Annotated in this window: 25 protein-coding genes; 21 read left to right on the forward strand and 4 right to left on the reverse strand. The window is 56.2% G+C overall.

The annotated features are described in order from the left end of the window. Window positions 1–45: 45 nt before the first annotated feature. Window positions 46–1,053: a hypothetical protein gene (locus AC1V0D_RS10610; RefSeq protein ID WP_482907377.1), complete on the reverse strand. Its 1,008-nt coding sequence runs from the start codon at window positions 1,051–1,053 to the stop codon at window positions 46–48. A gap of 235 nt (window positions 1,054–1,288) precedes the next feature. Here AC1V0D_RS10610 and AC1V0D_RS10615 point away from each other — a divergent pair, with 235 nt between their 5' ends. From AC1V0D_RS10615 to AC1V0D_RS10685, 15 genes are all read left to right on the forward strand, one after another. After that, window positions 1,289–1,981 carry a hypothetical protein gene (locus AC1V0D_RS10615; protein ID WP_482907378.1) on the forward strand — a complete coding sequence of 231 codons (693 nt, stop codon included), beginning with the start codon at window positions 1,289–1,291 and terminating at the stop codon, window positions 1,979–1,981. Window positions 1,982–2,645: 664 nt separating this feature from the next. Further along, window positions 2,646–3,467, forward strand: coding sequence for an RNase A-like domain-containing protein (locus tag AC1V0D_RS10620; protein WP_482907379.1), 822 nt, complete (start codon window positions 2,646–2,648; stop codon window positions 3,465–3,467). Between the two features lie 7 nt (window positions 3,468–3,474). Continuing rightward, window positions 3,475–3,771, forward strand: a complete 297-nt coding sequence (locus AC1V0D_RS10625) for a contact-dependent growth inhibition system immunity protein (RefSeq protein ID WP_482907380.1) — start codon at window positions 3,475–3,477, stop codon at window positions 3,769–3,771. A 481-nt stretch (window positions 3,772–4,252) separates the two neighbouring features. Continuing rightward, window positions 4,253–5,509 carry an oxalate/formate MFS antiporter gene (oxlT, locus tag AC1V0D_RS10630; RefSeq protein WP_111208348.1) on the forward strand — a complete coding sequence of 419 codons (1,257 nt, stop codon included), beginning with the start codon at window positions 4,253–4,255 and terminating at the stop codon, window positions 5,507–5,509. Window positions 5,510–5,950: 441 nt separating this feature from the next. Continuing rightward, the gene (locus AC1V0D_RS10635) at window positions 5,951–6,781 is read left to right on the forward strand and encodes a DeoR/GlpR family DNA-binding transcription regulator (RefSeq protein ID WP_009088604.1); all 831 of its coding nucleotides are present in this window, start codon (window positions 5,951–5,953) and stop codon (window positions 6,779–6,781) included. 12 nt (window positions 6,782–6,793) lie between these two features. Then, window positions 6,794–7,777 (forward strand): substrate-binding domain-containing protein, encoded by a 984-nt coding sequence (locus tag AC1V0D_RS10640; protein ID WP_009088600.1) that lies wholly within the window; start codon window positions 6,794–6,796, stop codon window positions 7,775–7,777. A gap of 1 nt (window position 7,778) precedes the next feature. Next, window positions 7,779–9,284, forward strand: a complete 1,506-nt coding sequence (locus tag AC1V0D_RS10645; RefSeq protein WP_058957968.1) for a sugar ABC transporter ATP-binding protein — start codon at window positions 7,779–7,781, stop codon at window positions 9,282–9,284. After that, window positions 9,277–10,266 (forward strand): ABC transporter permease, encoded by a 990-nt coding sequence (locus tag AC1V0D_RS10650; protein ID WP_046102397.1) that lies wholly within the window; start codon window positions 9,277–9,279, stop codon window positions 10,264–10,266. The genes AC1V0D_RS10645 and AC1V0D_RS10650 overlap by 8 nt, the downstream gene beginning before the upstream one ends. Before the next feature lie 15 nt (window positions 10,267–10,281). Beyond that, window positions 10,282–11,331: an ABC transporter permease gene (locus AC1V0D_RS10655; protein WP_046102429.1), complete on the forward strand. Its 1,050-nt coding sequence runs from the start codon at window positions 10,282–10,284 to the stop codon at window positions 11,329–11,331. Continuing rightward, window positions 11,331–12,023, forward strand: coding sequence for a D-allulose 6-phosphate 3-epimerase (gene alsE, locus AC1V0D_RS10660; RefSeq protein ID WP_009088593.1), 693 nt, complete (start codon window positions 11,331–11,333; stop codon window positions 12,021–12,023). Before AC1V0D_RS10655 ends, alsE begins: the two co-directional genes overlap by 1 nt. After that, window positions 12,020–12,916, forward strand: a complete 897-nt coding sequence (gene alsK / locus AC1V0D_RS10665) for an allose kinase (RefSeq protein ID WP_046102398.1) — start codon at window positions 12,020–12,022, stop codon at window positions 12,914–12,916. Before alsE ends, alsK begins: the two co-directional genes overlap by 4 nt. Beyond that, window positions 12,913–13,875, forward strand: a complete 963-nt coding sequence (locus tag AC1V0D_RS10670) for a ribokinase (protein WP_111208350.1) — start codon at window positions 12,913–12,915, stop codon at window positions 13,873–13,875. The genes alsK and AC1V0D_RS10670 overlap by 4 nt, the downstream gene beginning before the upstream one ends. A gap of 141 nt (window positions 13,876–14,016) precedes the next feature. After that, entirely contained in the window at window positions 14,017–14,262 is a 246-nt protein-coding gene (locus AC1V0D_RS10675) for a YmjA family protein (protein WP_009088586.1), read from the forward strand. A 261-nt stretch (window positions 14,263–14,523) separates the two neighbouring features. Beyond that, the gene (locus AC1V0D_RS10680; protein ID WP_009088583.1) at window positions 14,524–15,012 is read left to right on the forward strand and encodes a cold-shock protein; all 489 of its coding nucleotides are present in this window, start codon (window positions 14,524–14,526) and stop codon (window positions 15,010–15,012) included. A gap of 332 nt (window positions 15,013–15,344) precedes the next feature. Then, window positions 15,345–16,199 carry a PA4780 family RIO1-like protein kinase gene (locus AC1V0D_RS10685; protein ID WP_009088581.1) on the forward strand — a complete coding sequence of 285 codons (855 nt, stop codon included), beginning with the start codon at window positions 15,345–15,347 and terminating at the stop codon, window positions 16,197–16,199. Window positions 16,200–16,257: 58 nt separating this feature from the next. On the opposite strand, the gene mgtU is transcribed toward AC1V0D_RS10685, so the two are convergent. Together mgtU and mgtA are read right to left on the reverse strand one after the other, a co-directional pair. Next, complete coding sequence (gene mgtU, locus AC1V0D_RS10690; protein ID WP_350769224.1) at window positions 16,258–16,344, reverse strand: magnesium transporter protection protein MgtU; 87 nt, start codon at window positions 16,342–16,344, stop codon at window positions 16,258–16,260. Window positions 16,345–16,354: 10 nt separating this feature from the next. Then, entirely contained in the window at window positions 16,355–19,057 is a 2,703-nt protein-coding gene (mgtA, locus tag AC1V0D_RS10695; protein WP_111208351.1) for a magnesium-translocating P-type ATPase, read from the reverse strand. Between the two features lie 657 nt (window positions 19,058–19,714). Here mgtA and AC1V0D_RS10700 point away from each other — a divergent pair. The 6 genes from AC1V0D_RS10700 to speG all read left to right on the forward strand — a co-directional run bounded on the left by AC1V0D_RS10700 (window position 19,715) and on the right by speG (window position 25,382). Next, complete coding sequence (locus AC1V0D_RS10700; RefSeq protein ID WP_058957963.1) at window positions 19,715–21,283, forward strand: ABC transporter substrate-binding protein; 1,569 nt, start codon at window positions 19,715–19,717, stop codon at window positions 21,281–21,283. Further along, complete coding sequence (locus tag AC1V0D_RS10705) at window positions 21,283–22,335, forward strand: ABC transporter permease (protein ID WP_046102403.1); 1,053 nt, start codon at window positions 21,283–21,285, stop codon at window positions 22,333–22,335. Before AC1V0D_RS10700 ends, AC1V0D_RS10705 begins: the two co-directional genes overlap by 1 nt. Then, on the forward strand, window positions 22,332–23,189 hold the full coding sequence (locus AC1V0D_RS10710; RefSeq protein ID WP_009088573.1) for an ABC transporter permease: 858 nt from the start codon (window positions 22,332–22,334) through the stop codon (window positions 23,187–23,189). Before AC1V0D_RS10705 ends, AC1V0D_RS10710 begins: the two co-directional genes overlap by 4 nt. Then, entirely contained in the window at window positions 23,179–24,009 is an 831-nt protein-coding gene (locus AC1V0D_RS10715; RefSeq protein ID WP_482907381.1) for an ABC transporter ATP-binding protein, read from the forward strand. Before AC1V0D_RS10710 ends, AC1V0D_RS10715 begins: the two co-directional genes overlap by 11 nt. Continuing rightward, window positions 24,002–24,679 (forward strand): ABC transporter ATP-binding protein, encoded by a 678-nt coding sequence (locus tag AC1V0D_RS10720; RefSeq protein WP_009088569.1) that lies wholly within the window; start codon window positions 24,002–24,004, stop codon window positions 24,677–24,679. The genes AC1V0D_RS10715 and AC1V0D_RS10720 overlap by 8 nt, the downstream gene beginning before the upstream one ends. 157 nt (window positions 24,680–24,836) lie before the next feature. Continuing rightward, window positions 24,837–25,382: a spermidine N1-acetyltransferase gene (speG, locus tag AC1V0D_RS10725; protein WP_009088567.1), complete on the forward strand. Its 546-nt coding sequence runs from the start codon at window positions 24,837–24,839 to the stop codon at window positions 25,380–25,382. Here speG and AC1V0D_RS10730 read toward each other — a convergent pair whose 3' ends face one another. Continuing rightward, window positions 25,383–25,802 (reverse strand): hypothetical protein, encoded by a 420-nt coding sequence (locus AC1V0D_RS10730; protein WP_009088566.1) that lies wholly within the window; start codon window positions 25,800–25,802, stop codon window positions 25,383–25,385. It abuts the gene before it with no gap.

Here is a 25,802-nt window from a genome sequence, read left to right on the forward strand (position 1 = left end):
AAGAAATTCATTCTGATAGAATATTAATTAATTTTAAAATGACCTTCAATCATCCAAATGAAAACTTACAGCTTCAAGCAGATCTTCAAGATATTTAATTCTATCTGTATAAATTAAGCAAGTAGCATGAGCTTCTATATTCCTCATGGCATTTCCGGTTAATAAACCATGCAACTCGAGCCGAAGATTAGACTCCGCCTCATGATAACTTTCAAAGCATTCAACTGATTTATCAAATAAGGCTTTTAATTTAACCCCATCTTCTCTTACCAAAGTTATTTTGTCACCAATAACACTTTGTAAATCTTGACATGCAAGATAAATTTTACCTGCTTCAATCTTATGTTGAATTGATGAATTAATGCCTTGCCTTGAAACACCGGGATTAATTATTTGCTCTACCAATTCGAACAAAGCATCTAAAAACAACTGAGCACTTTGGATGTAACCCTCTAATTTTTCTTTATCAACCACATCAAAACTAGCTTCATGAGCAACAATATGTCTAGTCTCGAAAATATTGCCAATATCACTGAGGATCTTAACCGAATCAGTAATTATAAAACCTCTTTTTTCATTACGCTCATTATCTTCATCACTATTTTCATCAAAAAGATCAGGCTCAACAAACGGTTGAATCCCTGAAATAATCGAGTCAAACTTCAATTTAGTTTTATCAGTTGATAGTAGCTTTTCGAAATGAGATGATATATTTTCCAACTTACTGACAGACACTGAATGAGATACCAAATCCCCAAAGGTTATATAGCCTTTACTTAATGCTTTAGTTAATGAGAAATCAAACTTCTGAATTAAACCTTCAGAGTTTGTAAGGTATGGCTCCCCTGAATCAACTAATTTTTTTATAGCCTCCCTCACACTAACTTCAATACATGACGCAATACCTATGATAATTAATGAAAGTGCTGTTGTATTATCCGTTGAATTCAGTAACATCTTTAGGCTGTAAATTTCCAAATGTCCGTGAAGATACTTATCGTTGGATCTTTCATTTTTTTCCCTTATTTCAGAAATCAAATCTCTCTTACTCATACATACTCCAAATTATAATTAAAACTCAATTCAACACTTTCTATAACCGTCACTAACCGTTTTAGGCCCATGCTTCACCCACAGTGAATGATTTCACTCTCCCTACATTGATTCGTCATCAGTCACCCCCTTGTATAATATGGATAAATAACAAAGGTGAACAGTGTGAACGATTGATTTCCAAAAAAAATTTTTTCCGTATCATGAATGCATGATTCGAGATGGAATGACTCAGATGGAAGCTACAAAGAAATTTATCTTAGACGGTTTAGCAAACTTCGGTTTGAGTGATCTGCCGGGAAGACCTTACGATAGTTCGTTTCAACTTTTAGCCTCTCCACCACAAAGAAAACGCGTGATTATAATGGGATTCAACGGCTCACTCGTTGATGCACATATCACCAATGCCCAATCCATCGAAAAGGATTTCGAATCACCCTACATATCTAATGTTCAAAACGGGATCGAAGGGGCGTGGGGGATAACTCACCTTGCTAAGCGGTTGCAACAGATTCCAACGGGGCTTGGCTATGATTGGCAGGATGTCCTTTATACCAATGCTCTCATGATGTGTTCAAAGAATGCAGCATCACTAAAAGTAGAAGCGCTTGCGAAAAATCAATCTTTAGAAGAGATTACGATAAATTCTATGCGATTCTTTGAGAATGTAACGCTGCCCCTTTGCAATCCAGAAGTAATCATCGCTTATAGCAATGGTTTATCTTCATTGTCCGCTGCCAGCTTATTGCTCAAACATTTTGGCGACGTAAGTACATTGAAGTATTCACATCCTAAAGGGTATTACACCACTTACGCCTTTTATGCTAAATTCCACGGCCAACGGGTTCCTGTTGTGTGCGTGCGGCATATGTCGAGGTTCAAACCTCATGATGAGTACATAAAATCAGCGATTTCGCTAATGAAATAAGATGGATAGATTTCAAGTTTAAACCTGTTACATTCCTGAATTGGTATACGTTTAGGTATACGAAGGAAAAGTGAATTGAATAAAACACTTTATTTTCATGATCTTATATTTCTTATTCAGACTCCGCCAGCAATTGATGATTACCAGAGTCATCCGTTGAAGCCCTAAGAGCCCGCACGGCGTAAGCCCTGCGGGCTTTTTTGTGTCTGCGGCCTACGTACACCCAGTCAATAATCGCGACGATTATTCATTCCTGATGCTGACAGATTTAGCTTTTGCAGTGGTGACATCGGCACGTTCACCTCACACCGCCGCGACCAGTAGTTGCGCAAAGTAAGCAGCGTGGACTTCACCGCCCTGCTTCTGAATGAAAACAGCGAGTCCGACTGACCACCCACATGCAGTCATTACCCCCCGCAGCAACCAAACCGGTTCAGGCCGCTTTTTTTTAGTTCCAGCCAGAAGTGATTACTCCATATGTACAACAATGTACACGCAGCCCTTATCCCTTCAACACCTAACAGAATGATTTAGAATACTTAAATCTAAAATGATCAGTGCAAATCCTTTTCACTATGATCATTTCTGGCTCTGAAATGATTGGTCATGTCAGAAAAAAGTTTAGAATAATCCTGTTTGTCTTCTAAACACATGAGGTTGCATTATGGATGATGGCATAAAGATCGCGATGTCCCCTATTCAGCTTGCTGCCGCGCTCTCTGACAAAACAGTGACAGAAGCGGAAACGATGAGTAACCGCCTTATCGGAGGACTGGGACTTGTCATGGGTTCACTTGAGCTGGCTGGCGCCACCGCTCTTTGTATCGCACCTGAACCAACTGGTTTAACAAAAGCAGGATGTGTAGTTGTTGGCGCACATAGTCTTGATAGCATTCACGCTGCTGCAAACCAGCTTATTGTGGGTAGAGACACCCGCACGGCAACTTACGAGGCAGCAACAGCAATTGCTAGATCCTTTGGAGCAGATGACGATACGGCGATGAAAATCGGGCTGACTGTCGATATTGCTGTTCCAATAGGATTTGCACTTGGCATCGGCGCAAGCCGGGTAGCAGCAGTAAAGGCTGGCCGCATTAAACTCAGTGAGCATGAGTCAATGACGGGTTTTAAACCCGGCGGACACACGCTTTCCACACATGTTGGCAAAAGCGATACAGAGCTATTAGCCCGCTTTGAAGCGAATAAACGTTTGCAGTATTCCACCACCTTTAGCAATGTGCATGTTGCAGAAGAAGCCATATCGAGAGCGCTCTTTGCTAATCGGGGCGTTATAAAATCCGTTCTTGGCGGAGGCAGGCAGGGAGCCAGGCTTACTATTCGCTATGCATCTGGTAAAGCGATTGGCTACGGTTTCAGGCGCGGGAATAACCAGCGAATCGTCATGACAAATGTGAGAATTGTTATCGAGTTTCAGCAATATAACGGCAAACCTTATTACATTCTCACCGCGTTCCCGGATCTATAGGTACAAAATGCAAAACTTCCACTTTCTTGACCAGCTTATTTTCGGTTATTTCAACCAAGACGCCGACATCATCAATGATGGCGAGGATACGATTGAGGGCATCATTCGACTATTCAAAAGGTCAGCGCCAGACTGGATGCTCAAAGATCTCGTCGAAGAAGTTGATGATTTTATCTGCACTTATGGTGATGGTGTCGAAGAGGAGTTCAGGAAACGATACGAGTTTGATTTTTCGCCTGAACTTTGGGAAACCAGCGCTCATGGATTCCTGATGACTGTGCGTCAGATTTCGTCAGAGAAATGACGCTTTCAGGGGTACATTTCCTGATGAAAAAATAATTGGTACAAGTAAGAAAACTGAATCAGACGAAAATAATAGTTTGCGATAGTTATCCAGACTCTGCCAGCTGCCCCTCTCCCCCCTGAAATCCCGCCACCCTGCCAGCTTTTCGTCTCCTTCATTCTTCCTGTAACCTCTTCAGCACACCCTCTTTAAATCAGTCACTACCCGCGCCCATCCCATTCCTGCGCACCAACTCAGCGCACTCATATTTTGCACTGCATCGCACTTATCACTTTGCCCTCCCTTTTAACCCCTGATTTTGAAGAATTTTTAGATTGGCACACTTCCTGCAAACTTCTCCAGTCACGTCGTTCCCCAGGGATGATGATCTTAAAGATTTGGTATCAGCCGTTAACCGCCCGGATATCTGCGACGCCATAAGAGTGGCATACAGAGCGGGTGGAATCTGGCTGCATTACAGAACGTACTTCCGGAGAGAGCCATGACCTCAATTAGCGAACCAGTGGTAATAGCGAAACACAGCAAGTGGGTACAGCTTCTGCTTGGCTTAATCTGCATGGCGGCCATTTCCAGCCCGCAGTACGTCTGGACGCTGCTGACAAAACCGATGATGGCCAGACTCGGCGTCGGGCTGGCGGAACTGCAGGTAACGTTCTCAGTGCTGATTATTCTGCAGACCTTTTTCTCACCCTTTCAGGGTCGGCTGGTGGAGCGTTTTGGCCCGCGCCTGCTGATCTCGATAGGTACGGTGATGGCTGGCTTCAGCTGGGTCATCGCCGCCCGGGTCGATAGCCTGGCCGCACTTTATCTGGTTTATGGCTGCCTCGGCGGACTGGGCACGGGAATTGTTTATATCGGCGTCGTGGGGCTGGTGATGAAATGGTTTCCACAGCAGCGCGGTTTTGCCGCCGGAACTGTGGCGGCGGGCTACGGCATGGGCGCGATTTTTACCACCTTCCCCATTTCCATCTCTCTCAACAGCTACGGTCTTGAACAGACAATGACGGTTTTTGGCCTGCTCTTCGCCGCGGTAGGTCTTCTCGCCAGTCAGAACTTAAGGCTGCCCGGCACCAGCATGACGCCGCCGGTCAGCACACCATCCGCACCCGTAGTGAGTCAGCGCCAGTTTAAATCCGGGGAAATGCTGCGTCAGCCGCTGTTCTGGCTGATGTTTATGATGATGACGATGATGTCGACCTCGGGTCTGATGGTGACGTCGCAGATGGCGATTTTTGCCGAAGACTTTGGCATCAGCAAGGCGGTCATTTTCGGTATGGCCGCGCTGCCTCTGGCGCTGACCATCGATCGCTTCACTAACGGCTTAACGCGACCGCTGTTTGGTTTTATCTCTGACCGCTATGGGCGTGAAAACACCATGTTTATTGCCTTCGCACTGGAGGGCGTGGCGATGACGCTGTGGCTGGCGTGCCGTGAAGATCCGTTGCTGTTCGTTCTGCTCTCAGGCGTCGTCTTCTTTGGCTGGGGTGAAATCTTCTCGCTTTTTCCCTCCACACTCACCGACACCTTCGGCAGTGAAAATGCCTCAGCTAACTATGGCTGGCTCTATATCTCTCAGGGCATAGGCTCGATCTTTGGCGGCCCGCTGGCGGCGCTGATGTATCAGCACACTCATAACTGGCACCTGGTCTTTGGCTGCGCGATTACCTTTGACTTTATCACGGCCGGGCTGGCGTTATGGGTTCTCAAGCCGTGGCGGGCACGCTTTATGCGCCGGTAAGTCTGCCGCTGGCGACGCAGAATATAAAGTGTACAGCCGGGACCCGAAGTCCCGGCCAGAAAAGCAGCGCCATCCCTCACCATGCCCGGAATCGCCGTACGACTCTCACCCTCCGCCCGCTTTCAGATGGACCAGTTCCCTTCATGAAAACGTTAAAGCGTAAGCTTAAACGGTCAAACCCACATAAACGGTCACAAACAGTCATGCCTTTCCCGTAACAGCGGTATAGTCTGTTCAGCCGGTATTTTATTTTCACCGGCCCTCACCGCGAAAATATGTGAGGGGAATCACTTTTACCTGCAATTAATTGCATGGCTTTGCATGTTTTATTTCGACTTCATCACTTAATAAAGGGCGTCACTATTTGCCCGCGTGGACTCCTGCCCAGTCCACATTTTCCCATGTTCGCTTCCAGTAATTTATCTCCATCGGAGGAAAAGTATGTTGCCGATTGAAAGACAGCAAAGAATTATTAATGAGATTAATATTAATGGCCGGGTAATTGTCTCAGAGCTGGTCACGCTGTGTCAGGTTTCACAGGAAACCATTCGCCGGGATTTAAGCCAGCTGGAAAAGCGCGGTTTATTACAGCGCAGCCACGGCGGCGCTGTACTGATAAAAAAACAAAGCACCGGCACGCCGGGAAATAACAGAATCGCTAAAGAGAACGAATTATCCTTCCGGCAGCGAATTAATGAGCACGCTGATGAAAAAATGATCATTGCCAAGCGTGCGCTCGACTTTATCAGCCCCGGCGACTGCATCCTGCTGGATAGCAGTACCACCTGCTGGTATCTGGCGCGACAGCTGCCGGACATTGAGTTAACGGTATTAACCAATTCGCTGCGTATCGTGCAGACGCTGGCGGCGCGCGGCAGTATCCGCACGATCTGTTTGGGTGGGGAATATTCCGATCGCGATGAAGATTTTCACGGCGTGGTGGCCGAGCAGCCACTGCGTGAATTTCAGATTAATAAAATCTTTTTTTCCTGTAGCAGTCTGGGCAACGACGGATATTTACGTGAAGGCAATGAAAATAATGCGCACCTGAAACAACAGATGCTGCTGGCCGCAGAAAGAAAACATCTTTTAATGGATGGCAGTAAATTCCTGCGCCCCTCTTTTGCCCGAATCTGTCACTACCGTGATGTCGATTTTCTTATTACCGACCAGTTAAAAGATAAAGAGCTTGAACAGGAACTGGCATGGAATGGTGTCAACGTCATCGTCTGTTCTCAGCGTTATCAATCCATGCAGCTAATTAAAAATTAATCCGGAGTCTGTATGAAAAAACATCTTATCGCCTGCTCTCTGCTTGCCCTGTTTGCCGCCTCCGGTGCGCAGGCCGCAGATAAATTACGTATGGGTATTGTGGTCAAAATAGGCGGTATTCCCTGGTTCAATGCCATGGAGACGGGCATTAAAAGTGAAGCGGCTAAACGCGGTATCGATGCGTGGATGGTGGGGCCGACCGCCGCGGACCCGGCGCTTCAGGTGCGCGCCATTGAAGATTTGATTGCGCAGAAAGTCGATATCATCGGCGTGGTGCCCAACGACCCGAAAGTGCTGGAGCCAGTGCTGAAACGGGCCCGTGACGCCGGTATCGAGGTGATTACCCATGAGTCACCCGGCCAGCAGGGGGCCAACTGGGACTTCGAACTGGTCGATGCGACCACTCACGGCATCAACCATATGAAAGCGCTGGCGAGCTGCATGCATGACGAAGGCAAATATGCCATGTACGTCGGCAGCCTGACGGTGCCTCTGCATCAGCAGTGGACCGACGCCGCGCTCACTTACCAGAAAGAACACTATCCCAGAATGCAGCTGGTCACCGACAAGTTTGGCGTCGGCGAATCGCTGGATGACTCCATCCGTACCACCAATGAGCTGATGTCAAAATATCCCGATCTGAAAGGGATCCTGGCGTTTGGTTCACAGGGACCTATCGGCGCCGGGCGTGCGGTGATGAACCGTAAAAAAATCGACCAGGTCTGCGTCATTGGCTCTTTCAGTCCGGGCCAGGGTGCCTCGCTGGTGCAGCGTAACGCCATCAAAGGGGGCTACATCTGGAATCCGGAGACCGCGGGCGAAGTCTTTGTCCGCATCGCCGACATGATGCAGAAGAAGGAGCCGATCACCGATGGCATGACGATTGAAGGGCTGGGCAAAGTCAAAGTGGATGAAGCCACCCACACCATTCTGGGTAACAGCACCGAAAGTCTGGATAAAGCCAACCTGCCAAAACTGGTAAAAATGGGGCTCTGATATGCAAGAGGTCACTCCACAGACATTGATTGCGCTCGGGAATCTGTCGAAAACATTTGGTGGTAACCGCGCACTCAGCGATATCTCCCTGACTCTGCGGGCAGGCGAAGTGCACTGCCTTGCGGGCACCAACGGCTGTGGCAAGAGCACTCTGATCAAAGTTATCTCCGGGGTGCACGCCCCGGACAGCGGCAGCCGCATCACGCTGGGCGACGGTCCGACGCTGCCGCGCCTCACTACCCGGCAGGCGCGCGACTTCGGTATCCAGGTGATTTATCAGGATCTCTCGCTGTTCCCCAACCTCAGCGTGGCAGAGAACATCGCCTTCGAGCATAACCTCAACGGTCTGCTGCGCTGGCACCACCGCGCACGTCTGCGGGAGAGCGCGCGCACTATCATTACCGAACTGAAGTTCGATCTCGATCTGGATGAGAAAGTCGCGGCGCTCTCTATCGCGCAGCGTCAGCAGGTGGCGATCTGCCGTGCGCTGGTCGCCGATGCGCGGCTGGTGATCATGGATGAGCCGACTGCCTCGCTGACCCGCACTGAGGTCAATCAGCTGCTGCGTACCGTGCGCTACCTGAAAGATAAAAACATCTGCGTGGTGTTTGTCAGCCACAGGCTGGATGAGGTGCTGGAGATCTCCGACCGCGTAACGGTGATCCGCGACGGACGCAAAATGGGCTGCTGGCCTGCGCGGGAGATGACGCCGCACCATCTGACAGAGCTGATGACCGGCCTGAAACTCGACTATCAGCTGAAAGCCCCGACGCGCAACAGCGATCGCGCCATTCTGGAGATCGAGTCGTTAACCCGCGCCGGTCAGTATCACGACGTCAATTTTAAACTCTATGAAGGTGAGGTGCTCGGACTGTGCGGGCTGCTCGGTTCCGGCCGTACCGAGCTGGCGCTGTCGCTGTTCGGCATGACACGTCCCGACAGCGGCAAGATCTGGCTCGACAGCAAGCCGGTGCGCTTTCGCGGCCATGAAGATGCGATCAAAGCGGGCATCGGCTACGTCTCGGAGGATCGGCTGACGCTGGGCCTGGTGCAGCAGCAGTCGGTGGCAGACAACATGGTGCTGCCGATCCTCGACAAGCTGCAGAACCGCTTTCACCTGATCGATGAGTACCGTAAGAACAAGCTGATTCTGCAGTGGATCCAGCAGCTTGGCGTGCGCGTCGCCGATCCAAATCTCGCCATCTCCACCCTCTCCGGCGGTAACCAGCAGAAAATTGTGCTGGCGAAATGGGTGCTGACCCAGCCGCGCATTCTGATCCTCGACTCTCCCACCGTCGGCGTCGATGTGGGTGCCAAGGCCAGTATCTATCAGCTGATCCATGAACTGGCGAAAGAGGGTCTGTCGATCATCCTGATCTCTGATGAGGTGCCGGAGGTCTGGTACAACTGCGACCGGATCCTCCACTTCCGCGATGGCACGATCCATGCCGAATACCAACCCGATAGCGTCGAACAGCAGCAGCTGGCGGAGGTGATCAATGCCTGACTTTTCCCGTTTCCGTCCGCACTCCAGTCAGGGCTGGCTCGCCTGGGTGCTGCTGGCGTTCATTCTGTTTTTCTCGCTCGCCAGCGACCAGTTTCTCACCATGCAGAATCTGCTGGATCTGGCGGAGAGCTACGCCGTTACCGGCATCTTTGCGCTGGGCCTGTTTGTGGTGCTGGTCACCGGCGGGATCGATATCTCGTTTGCGGCCGTCGCCTCGGTGGTGCAGTACCTGCTGGCGTCGCTGTTTGTACAGTTCCAGTTCGACAATGCGCTGCTCAGCATTCTGCTGGCGGTGATGTGCGGCACGCTGTTCGGGGTGGTCAATGCCCTGCTGATCACCACGCTGCGGGTGGTCTCCATCATCATCACCATCAGCATGCAGTCGCTGCTGTTCGGGTTGCTGATGTGGGTTACCGGCGGCCGCAGCCTCTACTCGCTGCCGGAGTGGTGGATCACGCTGCGCAACGTGCTGCCGTTCAGCTGGCAGGGTGAGAGCTTCCAGGTCGGGCTGCCGCTGGTCACCATGCTGCTGATCGCCGCTGTCACCGCCCTGCTGCTGAACAAAACCAACCTTGGACGCCAGCTCTACGCCGTTGGCGGCGATGCGGAGTCGGCCCGTCGTATCGGTATCCGCGTCGGTCTGATTCACGTGTTCGCTTATGGCTGGCTGGGGGCGATGGCGGCCATCGGCGGGCTGGTGCAGGTCTATCGCATGGGCGAGGTGGTGCCCAACGCGCTGGTTGGAGGCGAACTGGACGTGCTGGCCGCCACGGTGCTGGGCGGTGCCAGCCTGATGGGAGGCAAAGGCACGGTGAGCGGCACGCTGATGGGGGTCTTCCTGATCGCCATTCTCAAGAACGGCCTCAACCTGGTCGGCGTCTCGAACTACTTCATGAATATCGTGGTAGGCGGCGTCATCATGATTGCGATCGCCGTGACCCACTACAAAAAACGCAAAGAAACTGACGTCAGTTTCGTGTGACCGAGGGCACTGATGATGAAATCACTGACTGCATTGCGACCCGACGGGACCAACATCGGCCTGATGCTGCTGATTGCGCTGGCGCTGGCCACCTTCACGGTGATGCTGCCGGGGCGCTTCCTGACCGACTCCACCTTTATGAGTATGGCGTTTCAGCTGCCGGAACTCGGCTTACTGACGCTGGCGATGTTTATCGCCATCCTCAGCGGCGGCCTGAACCTTGCGATTATCGCGACCGCTAACCTCACGGCGCTGTTTATCGCCTGGACGCTGATGAGCGCCCTGCCCGCCGGTGCCGGGATGGCGCTGCAGCTGCTGTGGCTCTTTATCGCCATCCTTGGCGCCATGCTGATCGCGGCCGCGATCGGCGTAGTGACGGGCCTGATGGTGACGCGCATCGGCGCACATCCGATTCTGGTGACGCTGGCGACGATGATGACGCTGAACGGCATCGGGATCTGGCTGACCCACGGTGCGGCCGTCAGCGGCATGCCGCCGGTGGTGCAGGCGCTGGGGGCTGACACGCTGCTGGGCATGCCGCTGCCGCTCTGGGTGTTCCTGGTCGCCGCCGCGCTGCTGGCGCTGTTCCTCGGTAAAACCCGCGCCGGTAAATGCATCTATATGGGCGGCAGCAACATCAACGCCACCTGGTTCAGCGGTATCAATACCCATCGCATGGTGATGCTGGTCTATGTGATCTCCAGCCTGCTCTGCGTGCTGGCGGGGTTAATCATGATGGCGCGCTTCAACTCCGCCCGTATGGGCTACGGCGATGCCTATCTGCTGCTGACGGTGCTGGCCATTATTCTCGGCGGCACCGACCCCAACGGGGGCTTCGGCCGTGTGACCGGCGTGGTGCTGGCGCTGATTGCGCTGCAGGTGCTCTCCACCGGTTTCAATCTGATGAACATCAGCCAGCACGTCAGCCTGGCCATGTGGGGCGCGGTGCTGATTGTGGTTCTCGCCTTCAAACAATTCAAAACCCGATTCAACGAACACCGTGCCGTAAAGCTCAGCAGGCTGGCCGCGGTGCTTAATCCTCTGACTGAAAAGAAGGAAGTATGATGCGTACTCAAATCTCCCCGTCACTGATGTGTATGAACCTGATGGAGATCAAGCACCAGCTGCAGATCCTCGACTCGCGCGCTGACTTTCTTCATGTGGATATCATGGATGGTCACTACGTTAAGAACATCACGCTCTCTCCCTTCTTTATTGAGCAGATCCGTCCTTTTACCCGCGTGGCGATTGACGTGCATCTGATGGTGGAAGAGCCAACCGATTTTATCGAGGCGGTCGCCAGAGCGGGTGCTGACTATATCTGTCCGCACGCGGAGACCATCAATCGCGATGCGTTTCGCGTCATTAACCTCATCCGCAGCTTCGACAAAAAGGTGGGCGTGGTGCTGAATCCGGCGACGCCGGTGTCATACCTTCAGCACTATATCCATCTGCTTGATAAGATCACCGTGATGACGGTCGACCCCGGCTACGCCGGACAGCCCTTTATTCCGGAAATGGTGGAAAAGGTGCGTGAGCTGAAAGCGCTGAAGGAGCAGCACGGCTTTCACTATCTGATCGAGATCGACGGCTCCTGCAACACCCGCACCTATCACCAGCTGATCGGCGCAGGCGCGGAAGTGCTGATTGTCGGCACCTCCGGCCTGTTTAATATCCATGACGATTTAGCCACCGCGTGGGAGATGATGCGCGACAGCATTGATGAGGCCCAGGGGCTGGCGAAGGTGTCCGCATGAGATCACGCTGGCTCGGTATCGATATCGGCGGCACCGGTACCCGGCTGCAGCTGATGGAAGAGGGGGGCGTCTGGAGCAGCTTTCGCAAGGTGCCCACCACCAGCTGGGCGCAGCAGCCCGATGCGCTGCAGGCCCTGGCACAGCTCATTGATGAAACGCTGGAGCAGCAGCCGGTCAGCGGCATCATGCTGGGGCTGCCCGGCATCCTCAGCCGCGACAGGAAACAGGTGATCTCGCTGCCCTTTATTCAGGCGCTGGATCATCAGCCGGTGGCGGCGCGTCTGGCGGCGCAACTCGGCGTGCCGGTAGCGATGGACAAAGATGTGAACCATCTGATGCTCTGGGATCTGCTGCAGCTGGAGCAGCTGCCGGCTAACGCCGTGGGCCTCTATCCCGGCACCGGGATGGGCAACAGCCTGTGGCTGAATGGCCACTTTTATCACGGCGAGCATGGTGGTGCAGGTGAACTGGGCCACGTGCCCGTCGCCGGAAACGACCTCCCCTGCCCGTGCGGCAATCGCGGCTGTGCGGAGACCCTGACCTCGGGCCACTGGCTGAGTCACTGGGCCGCTCTGAACGCCGCCGACACGCCTATCGCCGCGCTGTTTACCCGCCACGGGGAGCAGCCGGAACTTCAGGCGTTTGTGCGACGTCTGGCGCAGCTGATCGCCACCGAGATGAATATACTCGACCCGGAATATCTGATCCTTGGCGGCGGCGTGCTGGCGATGGCTGATTTTCCGCTGGCCCTGCTGCGCAGCCAGATCCAGCAGCATCTGCGGCCACCGGTCACACGCGAAAACCTGAAGATTGTTTTCAGCCACTCAACCGACTACACGGGCTGTCGCGGTGCCTGTCTCGCCGCCGAACGCCTGTTCAGGAGCGCAGGATGAAAGGAAAAGTGTGTGTGTTCGGCTCTTTTAATCTTGATGTGGTCGCCGTGATGCGCCGCTTTCCGCTACCGGGTGAGTCGCTGACGGCGCACCACAGCATGATGGGTGCGGGCGGAAAAGGGGCAAATCAGGCCACAGCGGCGCTGCGCGCAGGTGCGCGGGTACACTACATCGGGAAAGTGGGTAACGACGATTTCGGCCTCTTTGCGCGTCGTCATCTGGAGAAAACCGGCTTTGACGCCATTACGCTCTTTACCTGTAAGGAGAAGCCCACCGGTAACGCCCTGATCTATGTTGCAGGCGATGATGCGGAAAATATGATTTCGGTTTATCCCGGCGCCAATACCACCGTGACGGCCGCAGAGGTGACGCGCTGTCAGCCGACGGTAGCCGCCGCAGATATCCTGCTGGTGCAGCTCGAAAATAACCTCAGCGCCATCCAGCGCATGATCGATAACGCCCGAGCCAGCGGCACCTTTGTGATCCTCAATCCGGCCCCCTGGCAGAAAGTCAGCGATGCGCTGCTGGCAAAGATCGATCTGCTGACGCCCAACAGCACCGAGGCGACCCAGCTCAGCGGCGTGACCGTCACCGATTTCGACAGCGCCCGCCGCGCCGCCGCGGTGCTGCATCGTAAAGGAGCGCGTCAGGTGATCATCACGCTGGGCATCGCCGGAGCGCTGCTGTCAACGCCTGCGGAGCAGCAGCGCATTCCGCTCTTCCCGGCGCAGCCGCGCGATACCACCGGCGCGGGAGATGCATTCAATGGCGCGCTCGCCGCCCGGCTCGCTTCGGGCGATGACCTGCCGCAGGCGGCGCGCTTTGCTGCGGCATTTGCCTCACTCTGTGTCGAGCGAGCTGGCGCGGCCGACTCCATGCCCTCCTACGCCGAGGCGCTGGCACGCCTGCAGGCGCACCCGGAGTGTATTGTCGAGCCGATTGAGAGTATCACCGCCTGACGCAGACAGCCCGATTACGCGGCAGTGTCATCTGCCGCCTCTCCCCCCCCTTTACAGCCCCCGTCCAGACACGAAATAATAGCGCCACACGCCAGGCCCCCTGGCAGCCTCTGAACCGACGTTAATCCAGCGGACCCCATTATGACCAACGAAATCCCTCTTAAGTATTACGATGTCGCCGATGAGTATGCGACCGAGTCCGCGAAGCCGGTGGACGAAGCGGAACGCACCCCGCTGGCGCACTACTTCCAGCTGCTGATCACCCGTTTAATGAATAACGAGGAGATCAGTGAAGCGTCGCAGCAGGAGATGGCGCGTGAAGCGGGCATCGACGAGCAGCGTATTGATGATATCGCTGAATTCCTGAACCGCTGGGGCAATGAGTAACGGCGATTGATCCTCAGGCGGGCCTGCGCTTTCCGGCAGCCCGTCTGGTGCGCCTGCCCGCTCACTGCGCTGCAGAGCACGGCGCCGGACAGCCTGATATCCCCGCCTTCCCCTTTTCCGCCCCGCTTTTAACCCCGCCGTCTGACGCGCCGCCGTGCCTGGCACGCCGGAAAATTATCGTCCAGACTGATATAGTCTGCGCAGGCATTGTGTTTTACACTGCGCGCTGTAAAAACTGAGCAGAGTAAGCAGGCAAGAAAAATGGCGATGAACGGAACAATCACAACCTGGTTTAAAGATAAAGGATTCGGCTTTATCAAAGATGAAAACGGCGATAACCGCTATTTTCATGTGATTAAGGTCGCCAATCCTGATCTGATTAAGAAAGATGCGGCGGTAACGTTTGAGCCAACCACCAACAACAAAGGCTTATCCGCCTATGCGGTGAAGGTAGCCCCGGAGAGTAAATATATCTTCATCGCGGGCGAGCGGCTGAAAATCACCTCGATCAAGTCTTACCTGGTCTACAGCGAAGAAGTGCCAGCGGATACCGGTATCGACAAAGAGAACGCGGTGCTCTCAGTAGGTCTGCTGCTGAATAACATCCGGCCTAAATCGGACGCGAAACCGGGTGAGATGCGCTCGCTGAAAAAGCTGGCGGTCACCACTTTCCAGGGCTCGACGCTGATCTTCTCCGAAGATGAGATCGACATTGAAAGCACGGTCAAAGTGCTTAAGTCCCTGAAGTAATCCCGCCGCAGGGCCGGATGCCTGTGCGCCGCCGCACCAGGATACCGGCCCGCTGCCCCTCTCTCCCTGAACCTGTCCCGTCGCTTCGCATCTGACGCCATGCTCCCTAGGTTTCTCTGTTGCGCCACGGGGCCGCGCGCATCCCCTTCTGCTTCAGCACGCCACCCTCTGACGGCCTGCGGAAAAAAACCGGTCAGAAACGCGGGTCAGGCAAGGATCATCCCCCTGAAGCGTTTTCCAGGGTAGAATTACAGACTTTGTTCACGCATGGCTCAGGTTTTCCATCAGCGCAAATTGATACGAAAAGCGGGTGAAATAAGGTATAAAGCCGCATGAAAATCCCAAACAGAATTCAGCCCCTGGTCGATGACGGCCTGATTGACGATGTGCTGCAGCGCCTGAAAAGCGGCAAGGAAGCAGACGTCTACACCGTGCTTTGCGGTGACAAAGTGCAGTGCGCCAAAGTCTATAAAGAAGCGACCCAGCGCAGCTTTAAGCAGGCGGTTCAGTATCAGGAAGGCCGGAAAACCCGTAACAGCCGTAACGCCCGCGCCATGCAGAAAGGCTCAAAGTTTGGCCGTAAGCAGCAGGAAGAGTCCTGGCAGACCGCCGAAGTCGACGCCCTGTTTCGCCTGGCTAACGCCGGTGTACGCGTGCCTCAGCCCTATCTCTGCATCGACGGGGTATTGCTGATGGAGCTGGTCACCGACGCCAATGGTTCGGTCGCGCCGCGCCTCAGCGACGTGACGCTCTCCGAAGAGGAGGCGATCACCGATTTTAACACCATGATCCGCAACATCGTTCGCATGCTCTGTGCCGGTATCGTTCATGGTGACCTGTCGGAGTTCAACGTCCTGCTGGATGATCAGGGACCGGTCATCATCGACCTGCCTCAGGCGGTGGATGCAGCGGCCAACAACCATGCGGAGTCGATGTTCGCGCGTGACGTGAATAACATCACCGCCTACTACGGGCAGTTCGCCCCGCAGCTGTTAAAGACGCGCTATGCCGGCGAGATCTGGCAGCTCTATGAAGAGGGTAAGTTAACCCCGGAAACGACGCTCACCGGCCAGTTTGTGGAAGAGGAGCGTGACGTGGATATGGATTCCCTGCTGGATGAGATCATCACCGCTGAAGATGAGTATTACGAGCGTCAGCGCGCCAGCCGGGAGCGCGACCAGGAATAGGTGCCCCGCCAGTAAAAACGGCAGCGAGTCACCTCGCTGCCGCACGCTCATTCTCCTGTCACCGCACCAGAACCGTCAGCGCAATCAGGGTGACGCCGATAATCATGACGCTGACAAAAACGCGATCCAGCCTGCTTTTTTTCATCTTCCCCTCCTCAGAACCACTGACCGAAACGACGGATGTAGAGACGTTTCATGCCCTGCGCCACCAGGCAGTAGCTGAACAGCGTCAGCACCAGCCAGGGGAAATATTGCCAGGGCAGCGGCACCAGTCCGACCATCGCGCCCAGCGGTGAGAACGGAATCAGGATGCCCAGCGCCATAATCGCCAGCGTCGTCAGCATCACCGGCAAGGTGGCGCGACTCTGGATAAACGGAATCTTCCGGGTACGCAGCATATGCACCACCAGCGTCTGCGACAGTAGTCCCTCAATAAACCAGCCGGACTGGAACAGTGACTGCACGCCCGCATGGTTCGCGCTGAAGACAAACCACATCAGCGCAAAGGTGGTGATATCAAAAATCGACGAGGTTGGCCCCATCCACAGCATAAAGCGTTTGATGTTGCCGGCATCCCATTTGCGCGGCTTGTTCAGGAACTCACGGTCAACCTTGTCCCACGGCAGCGCCAGCTGGGAGACGTCATACATCAGATTCTGAATCAGCAGATGAATCGACAGCATCGGCAGAAACGGAATAAAGGCACTGGCGACCAGCAGCGAGAAAACGTTGCCGAAGTTCGAGCTGGCGGTCATGTTGAGATACTTAATGATGTTGCCAAAGGTCTCACGTCCCTTTAATACCCCCTCGTTCAGCACCTGCAGATCTTTCTCCAGCAGGATGATGTCTGACGAGGCTTTCGCCACATCCGCCGCGCTGTCTACGGAAATCCCGGTGTCGGCCGTCCGCAGCGCAGGCGCGTCGTTAATACCATCGCCCAGAAATCCCACGGTATGACCGTTCTGCTGCAGCAGGCGCACCAGACGTGATTTCTGCAGCGGCGTCAGCTTGGCAAACAGGGTGCAGCGTTCCGCCTCCAGTGCCAGCTGCGTGTCGTCCATCGCCTCAATCTGTTCGCCGGTCAGCATCGCCGGATCGGTCAGCCCGACATCGGCACAGACCCGCTGCGTCACCAGGGGGTTATCCCCGGTCAGCACTTTCACCGCCACGCCGCTGTCGCGCAGGGCTTTAATCGCCTTACCGGCGCTGGCTTTCGGTGGATCGCGGAAGGTCAGCATTCCCTGGATAACCAGATCGCGCTCATCACTTTCGCTGAGCGGCGCGTGCAGTTCATCATCACGGGTCGCCACCAGCAGCACCCGATAGCCCTGCTGATGGTAGCGTTCGGTCTGCGCCAGCAGCGCCTCGCGCTGTGCCGCATCCAGCGCGACGACTTCATCGCCCTGCCGGACGGCGATGCTCACCGCCAGCATCTCTTCCACCGCCCCTTTGCAGATCAGCTGTGAGCAATGCTGCGCCAGATCTTCCACCAGCACCGAAACGCGGCGGCGGGTAAAATCGAATGGCACCTCATCGATCAGCTGATACTGGCTGCGCCGGGTCTGTGAAATAACCTTGTCTCCGGCGCAGAGCACGGCGCGATCCATCAGGTTTTTTGCGCCACTCTGGCTGCCGCTGTTGAGCCAGGCCAGCAGCAGCACCTCCGCATCCTCCGCGCCCCGGGTGTCCAGATGATGCGCCAGCAGGATGGTGTCCTGGGTCAGCGTGCCGGTTTTGTCGGTGCAGAGCACATCCATCGCCCCCAGGTTCTGAATGGCATTGAGCTTTTTAACGATCACTTTGCGGCGTGACATCGCAATGGCGCCTTTTGCCAGGTTGGCACTGACAATCATCGGCAGCATTTCCGGGGTCAGCCCGACCGCCACCGCCAGTGCAAACAGCGTCGCATCCATCCAGTCGCCTTTGGTAAAGCCGTTGATCAGCAGCACCACCGGCACCATCACCAGCATAAAGCGGATCAGCAGTTTACTGACGCTGTTAACACCGCGATCAAAAGCGGTCTGCGGACGGCTGCCGGTCAGCGAGGAGGCCAGTGAGCCAAACCAGGTGTCGCCACCGGTCGCCACCACCACGGCACTGGCGGTGCCGCTGGCCACGCTGGTACCCATCAGACAGATGTTGGCTGACGCCAGCAGCTCCTGATCGGTTCGGTCATGGGCGTCGATACCGGCATCCATACTCTGTTTCTCCACCGGCAGAGACTCTCCGGTCAGCACCGCTTCGCTGATGAACAGATTGCGTGAACTCAGCAGCCGGACATCCGCGGGCACCTGATCGCCGGTGCTGAGCAGAATAATATCGCCCGGCACCAGCTCGCTCATATCCACATCCTGACGCTGTGCGGTTTCACTGCCCGCCTCGCGCCGCAGCACGGTAACCTGGCTGCGCACCAGAGACTGCAGTGCCTGCGCCGCGCGGTTGGTGCGGAACTCCTGCCAGAAACGCAGCAGGCCACTCAGCGTCACCATCGTGCAGATGATGATCACTCCGGAGAGATCGGTCTCCTGACCGGCGCGCAGCGGCAGTATGTAGTCGGTAAACAGGCTGACCAGCGCCAGGACCAGCAGAACATAGATAAACGGGTTATTAAACGCCATCAGAAGCTGCACCAGCGCCGGTGGCGCTTTCTCATGGGCCACTTCATTGCGGCCATAGGTGGCCAGGCGTTTTGCCGCTTCAGCCTGGGTCAGCCCCTGGCGATGCGTGCGCAGATTCGCCAGCGTCATCTCAACGTGCTGACCTGCCTGCCGGGTCACGGCAAATGTTTTTTTACTTTTTTTATCGTTGCGGTTGCCGGAAGCGAGGATGGCAGCCTGTTCCAGTTTCATGTCGCTCATTTCGACATCTCCCTGTTTTAAAGCAATGGTTGTCCTGCACGCAAAATAACGTGCATGGATAAAACCTGGCGTAGCCGGGTTATTTAATGAGGCGACCCTGGGAAATGAACACGCGTTTCTGACTGCGCAGAAAATAATGTCGCGCGCAGCGAAGCGTGACGCTGTTTAAACACAGCGTAATCCGGGTCTGATATCAGCGGTCGGGCGCAGCCTGAGCTACGCCAGACGAGGCGGAGGAAAAAGGGCTAAGATAAACAGCAGCATAACGCGCACTCCCACAGGCAACGGGAAATTATTAAGGAGCGCAATCGGGAATTAAAACGGGGGATCGCTGCTCGCCGGTTGGCAAGCAGCAGAGAAAATTCAGCTTGCCAGAATAATCGTTAATTCAGGGTGACTGTCCAACGGAATACTCCAGTAGTGAGATGCCGCTATTATAAGAAGAGCGGGATTATGGTAAAGCCGTTTCGCGGGAAATAACCGCTTCGTTGAGGTTCTGTTTCTGCTCGGCCTGCCGCTTCGCTAACAACGCCGTTACGCTGTTATAACCACAACCCATCGCTTATAACTTTAAGGCATATGATTAGCCCATATTCGACTATTCTTCACATCGGCCCTTTCGTAAACTCGCGTAACTTTCTAAGGCAAGGAAATTTCATGAAAACTATAATTCCATCACTGCTGGCGCTGACGCTGGCTGCCTCCTTCACAGCCCAGGCCGCCACACCCAAAGATACGCTGGTCATCGCGCAGTCCACAGACGATGCAGACAGCTTTGACCCGGCAAAAGGCTTTGAACTGACCAGCGTTCAGGCCTTTACCAACATCTATCAGCGCCTGGTCCAGTCTGACCCGCAGAACCCGGTGGATCTGAAGCCGACGCTGGCGACCGCCTGGCAGCCTGGCAGCGACAACCGCAGTCTGACCTTTGAACTGCGCAAAGATGCGAAGTTCTCTACCGGCAACCCTGTACGCCCGGAAGATGTGATCTTCTCGCTGGGCCGCGTGGTCAAACTGAACCTGGACCCCTCTTTCATTCTGACGCAGCTCGGCTGGACCAAAGATAACGTCGATGGCTTCCTGAAAAAGGTCGATGACAACCATGTGCAGATTAGCTGGACCGCCAACGTCAGCCCGACCTACGTTCTGAGCCTGCTCTCCGCCCCGGTCTCCTCGATCGTCGATGAGAAAACCGCGATGGCGAACCAGAAAAATGGCGACTTCGGTAACGCCTGGCTGGCCACCCACTCTGCGGGCAGCGGCCCGTATCAGATCCGTAAAGTGGTCATGCATCAGGTGGTGCTGCTGAGTGCCAACCCGACCTCACCGGCGGGCGCACCAAAAATGAAAAACATCCTGATCAAAAACGTGCCGGAACCGGCCGCGCGTCGTCTGCTGCTGGAACAGGGTGATGCGGATATCGCCCGTAACCTGGGCGCTGACCAGATTGCCGCGCTGAACGGCAAAGCGGGCGTGAAGACCGAAGCGATCCCGATGGCGTCGCTCTACTATATCCAGTTCAACATCGGCGCGAACGACACGCTGAAGAACCCGGCCTTCTGGGAAGCGGCGCGCTACCTGTGGGATTACAAAGGCATCGCCAATGAGCTGCTGAAAGGCCAGTTCGACGTGCATCAGTCCTTCCTGCCCAAAGGCTTCCTGGGCGCGATCAACGACACGCCTTACAGCTACGATCCGGAAAAAGCCAAAGCGATTCTGAAGAAAGCGGGCCTGACCAACGTGACCTTTAAGCTCTCCACCAGCAACCAGCCGCCTTATCTGGATATCGCGCAGGCGCTGCAGGGCAGCTTCGCCAAAGGCGGCGTGAAGGTCGAAGTGGTGCCGGGCCTGAGCTCCGAAGTCTCCACCAACGTGAAGGCGCATAAGTATGAAGCGACGCTGAACGCCTGGGGCTCCGACTATTTTGATCCCAACACCAATGCCGCCTCCTTTGCCTACAATCCGGAAGATGGCAGCAAAACCATTGCTTACCGTTCAGACTGGCACATTCCTGAGCTGAACAAGCAGGTGATTGCGGCGACCGCCGAAAGCGATCCGAAAAAACGGGTGGCACTGTATGAAGCGATGCAGCGTGAAGTGATGAAGAACTCACCTTACGTGATTGGGATGCAGGCGAAGAACCTGATCGCCCTGCGCGACAACCTGAAAGGCTATGTCCAGGGCATCAACCCTGACATGGTGTATTACTCGCAGGTCACCAAGTAATGGCTCAGTCTGTTCCTTCAGCCGGGTTCGCCCGGCTTTTTTGGCAGCGGGGCGGGCGTCTGCTCGGCAGCGTGCTGTCGCTGCTGGTGACGCTGCTCGGCCTGCTCGCCTTTACCTTTATGCTGTCGCATCTCTCACCGATCGATCCGGTGCAGCAGATCGCGGGCGATCACGCCAGTGAAGCGACCTATGCGCAGGTGCGTCACGACCTCGGTCTTGACCAGCCGGTGCTGACACAGTTCTGGCGCTACATTGAACATCTGGCGCAGGGCGACCTCGGTGTCTCCCGCCTGACGAATCAGTCGGTCAGCAGCGACCTGATGTCCACCTTCCCGGCCACCATTGAGCTGGCCACCTGTGCGATGATCTTCGCGGTTATCTTCGGCGTCACGCTGGCGCTGCTGGCGGCCTGGAAACCGGGCAGCTGGATCGATAATCTCGCCCGCTTTATCTCCCTGCTCGGCTACTCGGTGCCGGTGTTCTGGCTCGGCCTGCTGGGTCTGCTGCTCTTTTATGCGGTGCTGCACTGGTCTGCCGGACCGGGACGGCTGGATGACATCTGGGTCTATACCCTGGAGCCGAAAACCGGCTTTGTGCTGATCGACAGCTGGCTGTCGGGTGAACCGGAGATGTTCCGCAACGCGATTGCGCACCTCTGGCTGCCGGTGGTGATTCTGGGCCTGCTGGCGATGGCGGGCATTACCCGCCTGCTGCGTGCCGCGCTGCTGGAAGAGAGCAGCAAAGAGTATGTGGTGCTGGCGCGAGCCAAAGGCGCGGGTCGGGTGCGCATCCTGCTGCGTCACATCTTCCCCAACGTGCTGGGGACGCTGGTGACGGTTATCGCCCTCTCCTACGCGACGCTGCTGGAAGGCTCGGTGCTGACCGAAACCGTCTTCGCCTGGCCGGGTGTGGGCCGCTATATGACCAACGCGCTCTTCTCCGGCGACGTGCCAGCGATTCTGGGCTCAACCCTGTTGATCGGCGGCTGCTTTATTCTGATTAACACCCTGGCGGATGTTTTAACCTGGTTAACCGATCCGAGAACCCGATGACGCAACAACTCTCTGAACTCGAAACGCTGCGACCACGCCGTCGCCGTCAACGCGTTACCTCGTTAACCGTTGGGCTGACGCTGGTGGCGATCCTGATTCTGATGGCGCTGTTAGCCCCGCTGATTGCGCCGTTCGATCCCAATCTGCAGACCATGTCTAGCCGCCTGCTGCCGCCTTCGGCGCAGCACTGGTTCGGCACCGACGGCTTTGGCCGCGATCTGCTGTCGCGCGTGATTTATGGCGCGCGTCCTACCCTGCTGCTGGTGTCGCTGATTCTGGTGCTGACCATTCCGGCCGGGCTGTTGATCGGCATCACCGCCGGGTATGTGGGCGGCTGGACGGAGCGCGTGCTGATGCGCATTACCGATATCTTCCTGTCGCTGCCGAACCTGGTCATCGCGCTGGCGCTGGTGGCGATTCTCGGCCCCGGCCTGATGAACGGCGCGCTGGCACTGGCGCTGACCAGCTGGCCGCCGTTTGCCCGCCAGGCGCGCGCGGAAACCCTGGCGCTGCGCCGCAGCGACTACCTGGCCGCCGCGCGGATGCAGGGCATTACCGGCTTTCGCCTGATGTTCGGTCACATTCTGCCGCTCTGTCTGCCGACCGCCGTGGTGCGCGCCGCGCTGAGCCTCGGCGGGATCATTCTGGCCGCTGCCGGCCTCGGTTTCCTTGGCATGGGCGTTCAGCCGCCGACGGCAGAATGGGGGTCGATGGTGGCCGAAGGCAGTAAAGTGATCTTCGATCAGTGGTGGGTAGCTGCCGCACCGGGCGCGGCGATTCTGTTTGCCAGCCTGGCCTTTAACCTGACAGGCGATGGCCTGCGCGACCGACTGGATACCCGTCATGCAAAATAATCTGCTCTCTGCTGAGGGGCTGACCATTCGCAGCGATGATGCGCTGCTGGTCGATAACATCACCTTTTCCGTGGGCCGCGAACGCGTGGCGCTGGTCGGTGAGTCCGGTTCCGGTAAGTCCCTGACTGCCCGCAGCCTGATGGGCTTACTCTCTCCGGCGCTGCATCTGCAGGCCAGCCAGCTGCAGGTCGCGGGCGAAAATGCGCTGACGCTGAGTGAGCGTCGCTGGAGCCAGCTGCGCGGTAACCGCGTGGCGATGGTGATGCAGGACCCGAAATATGCCCTGAACCCGACGCGCACCATCGGCTGGCAGGTGGAGGAGCCGCTGATCCTGCATCGCCGCCTGAGCCGTGCCGAGCGCAAAGAGAAGGTGTGTGAGATGCTGGATGCGGTCGGCCTGCCCGACCCGCGTCGCCTGATACAGCACTATCCGCATCAGCTCTCGGGCGGCATGGGCCAGCGCGTAATGCTGGCCATCGCCCTGATCACCGATCCCGACTTCCTGATTGCCGATGAACCCACCTCCGCGCTGGATCATGCGATGCGCGATCAGGTGCTGGCGCTGATCCGCGGTCTGGTGGAGGCACGCAACATGGGTCTGCTGCTGATCAGCCACGACCTGCAGCAGGTGTCGGAACACTGCGAACGGGTGATGGTGATGTACAAGGGCCGGCTGCTCGATACGCTGCCTGCCGCTGACCTGCCCCGCGCGACCCACCCCTACACCCGCACGCTGTGGGCCTGCCGGCCAGGCAAGGCGACCCACGGCCAGGCGTTACCGGTGCTGGACCGCGCTGCACTGGAGGCAAATCATGATTGAGCTTGCGAATTTAAGCGTCGCCCATAAGCAGGGCTACGAGCTGCGCACCGTGGTGCATGAGGTTAACCTCACGGTCAGAGCGGGTGAGTGCTTTGGCCTGGTCGGCCCGTCCGGCTGCGGCAAGTCGTCGCTGCTGTGGGTGCTGGCGGGGCTGAACCCGCACTGGCAGGGTCAGATGCAGCTGGCCGGTCATCAGGTCCAGCCAGGCAAAGCCTTCACCGGCGCGCTGCGGCAGGAAGTGCAGATGGTGTTTCAGGACCCCTATGCCTCACTGCATCCGCGGCACCGTCTGCGCCGCACGCTGGCGGAGCCGCTGAAGCTGCTGAAACGCGATAACATCAACGACCGTATCGATCAGGGTTTCCGTCACGTCGGGCTGGACCCGGCGCTGGCCGATCGCTATCCGCATCAGCTTTCGGGTGGTCAGCGTCAGCGCGTCGCCATCGTGCGCGCCCTGCTGCTGCAGCCGAAGATCCTGCTGCTGGATGAGCCGACGTCGGCGCTGGATATGTCCGTGCAGGCGGAGATCCTCAACCTGCTTAACGATCTGAAACGGCAGGATGGCCTGACCATGGTGCTGGTCAGCCACGATCCCGATGTGATCGATCACATGTGCGATCGCGCCGTGCGCATGGCGCAGGGTCGTATCATCGAAGAGATCACCGCCTGATCGCCGGCCGGACGGCACCGCTCCGTCGTCCGGCCCCTCCTGCTCCGCCTCTGCCCGCCTTATCGTCTCCCCGGCCATCACGGCTCGCGCTTCCCGCCTGCTCAGGCTCTGCCGTTGCGGTATACTCGCGACGACGTTTTTAACAAGGAGTCTGACGATGACGGTAAAACTGCGTCCGCTGGAGCGGGAAGATCTGCATTTTGTCCATCAGCTGGATAACAACGCCAGCGTGATGCGCTACTGGTTCGAGGAGCCCTATGAGGCGTTTGTGGAGCTGTCCGATCTCTACAACAAGCACATTCACGATCAGACCGAACGTCGCTTTGTGGTGGAGCATGACGGCCAGAAAGCGGGACTGGTGGAGCTGGTTGAGATTAACCATGTGCACCGCCGCGCCGAGTTTCAGATCATCATCGATCCGGCCCATCAGGGCAAAGGGCTGGCCACACAGGCGGCGAAACTGGCGATGGATTACGGCTTCTCGGTGCTGAATCTCTACAAGCTCTACCTGATTGTGGATCAGGAGAATGAAAAGGCGATTCACATCTACACCAAACTCGGCTTCGAAATCGAAGGCGTGCTGAAGCATGAGTTCTTTATCAACGGAGAGTACCGCAACACCATCCGCATGTGCATTTTCCAGCATCAGTATCTGGAACGCCACAAAACGCCAGGCGGAATGGTGAAGCCGACCGCGCAGTAATCAGCCGCGCGCGCCAACCGGGTTCATAAAGGGACGCGGATGTTCCGGCTTGAGGTCATACATGCCGCCGTAGAAGGGGTCGACCAGCAGCCAGCCGGGGAAACCGCCCAGCGGAATGTTGCCCAGCAGATACCAGAGGTTAGCGCGTGCTTCGATAGGCACCGTGACCGGCACGTAGCCCGGACTTTCCAGCATCAGCAGGTAGTGCTTTTTGCCGAAGTAGCGGCCGGTGGATTTGGCCAGTTCAACGGTCTGGGGCGTGAACCCCTGCGCCACCGCATAGCCGCGCTCATCCTGCACGGTAAAACGCGCGCCCTGCGGCAGAGAGTCAATGCGCACCAGTTGGGTTTCATTGCCGACAATGGTGGCGCAGCCGCTGAGCAGCAGCGCGGCGGCCAGAGCCAGAATTCGCTGTTTCAT

The sequence above is a fragment of the Pantoea sp. PA1 genome, assembly GCF_056856975.1.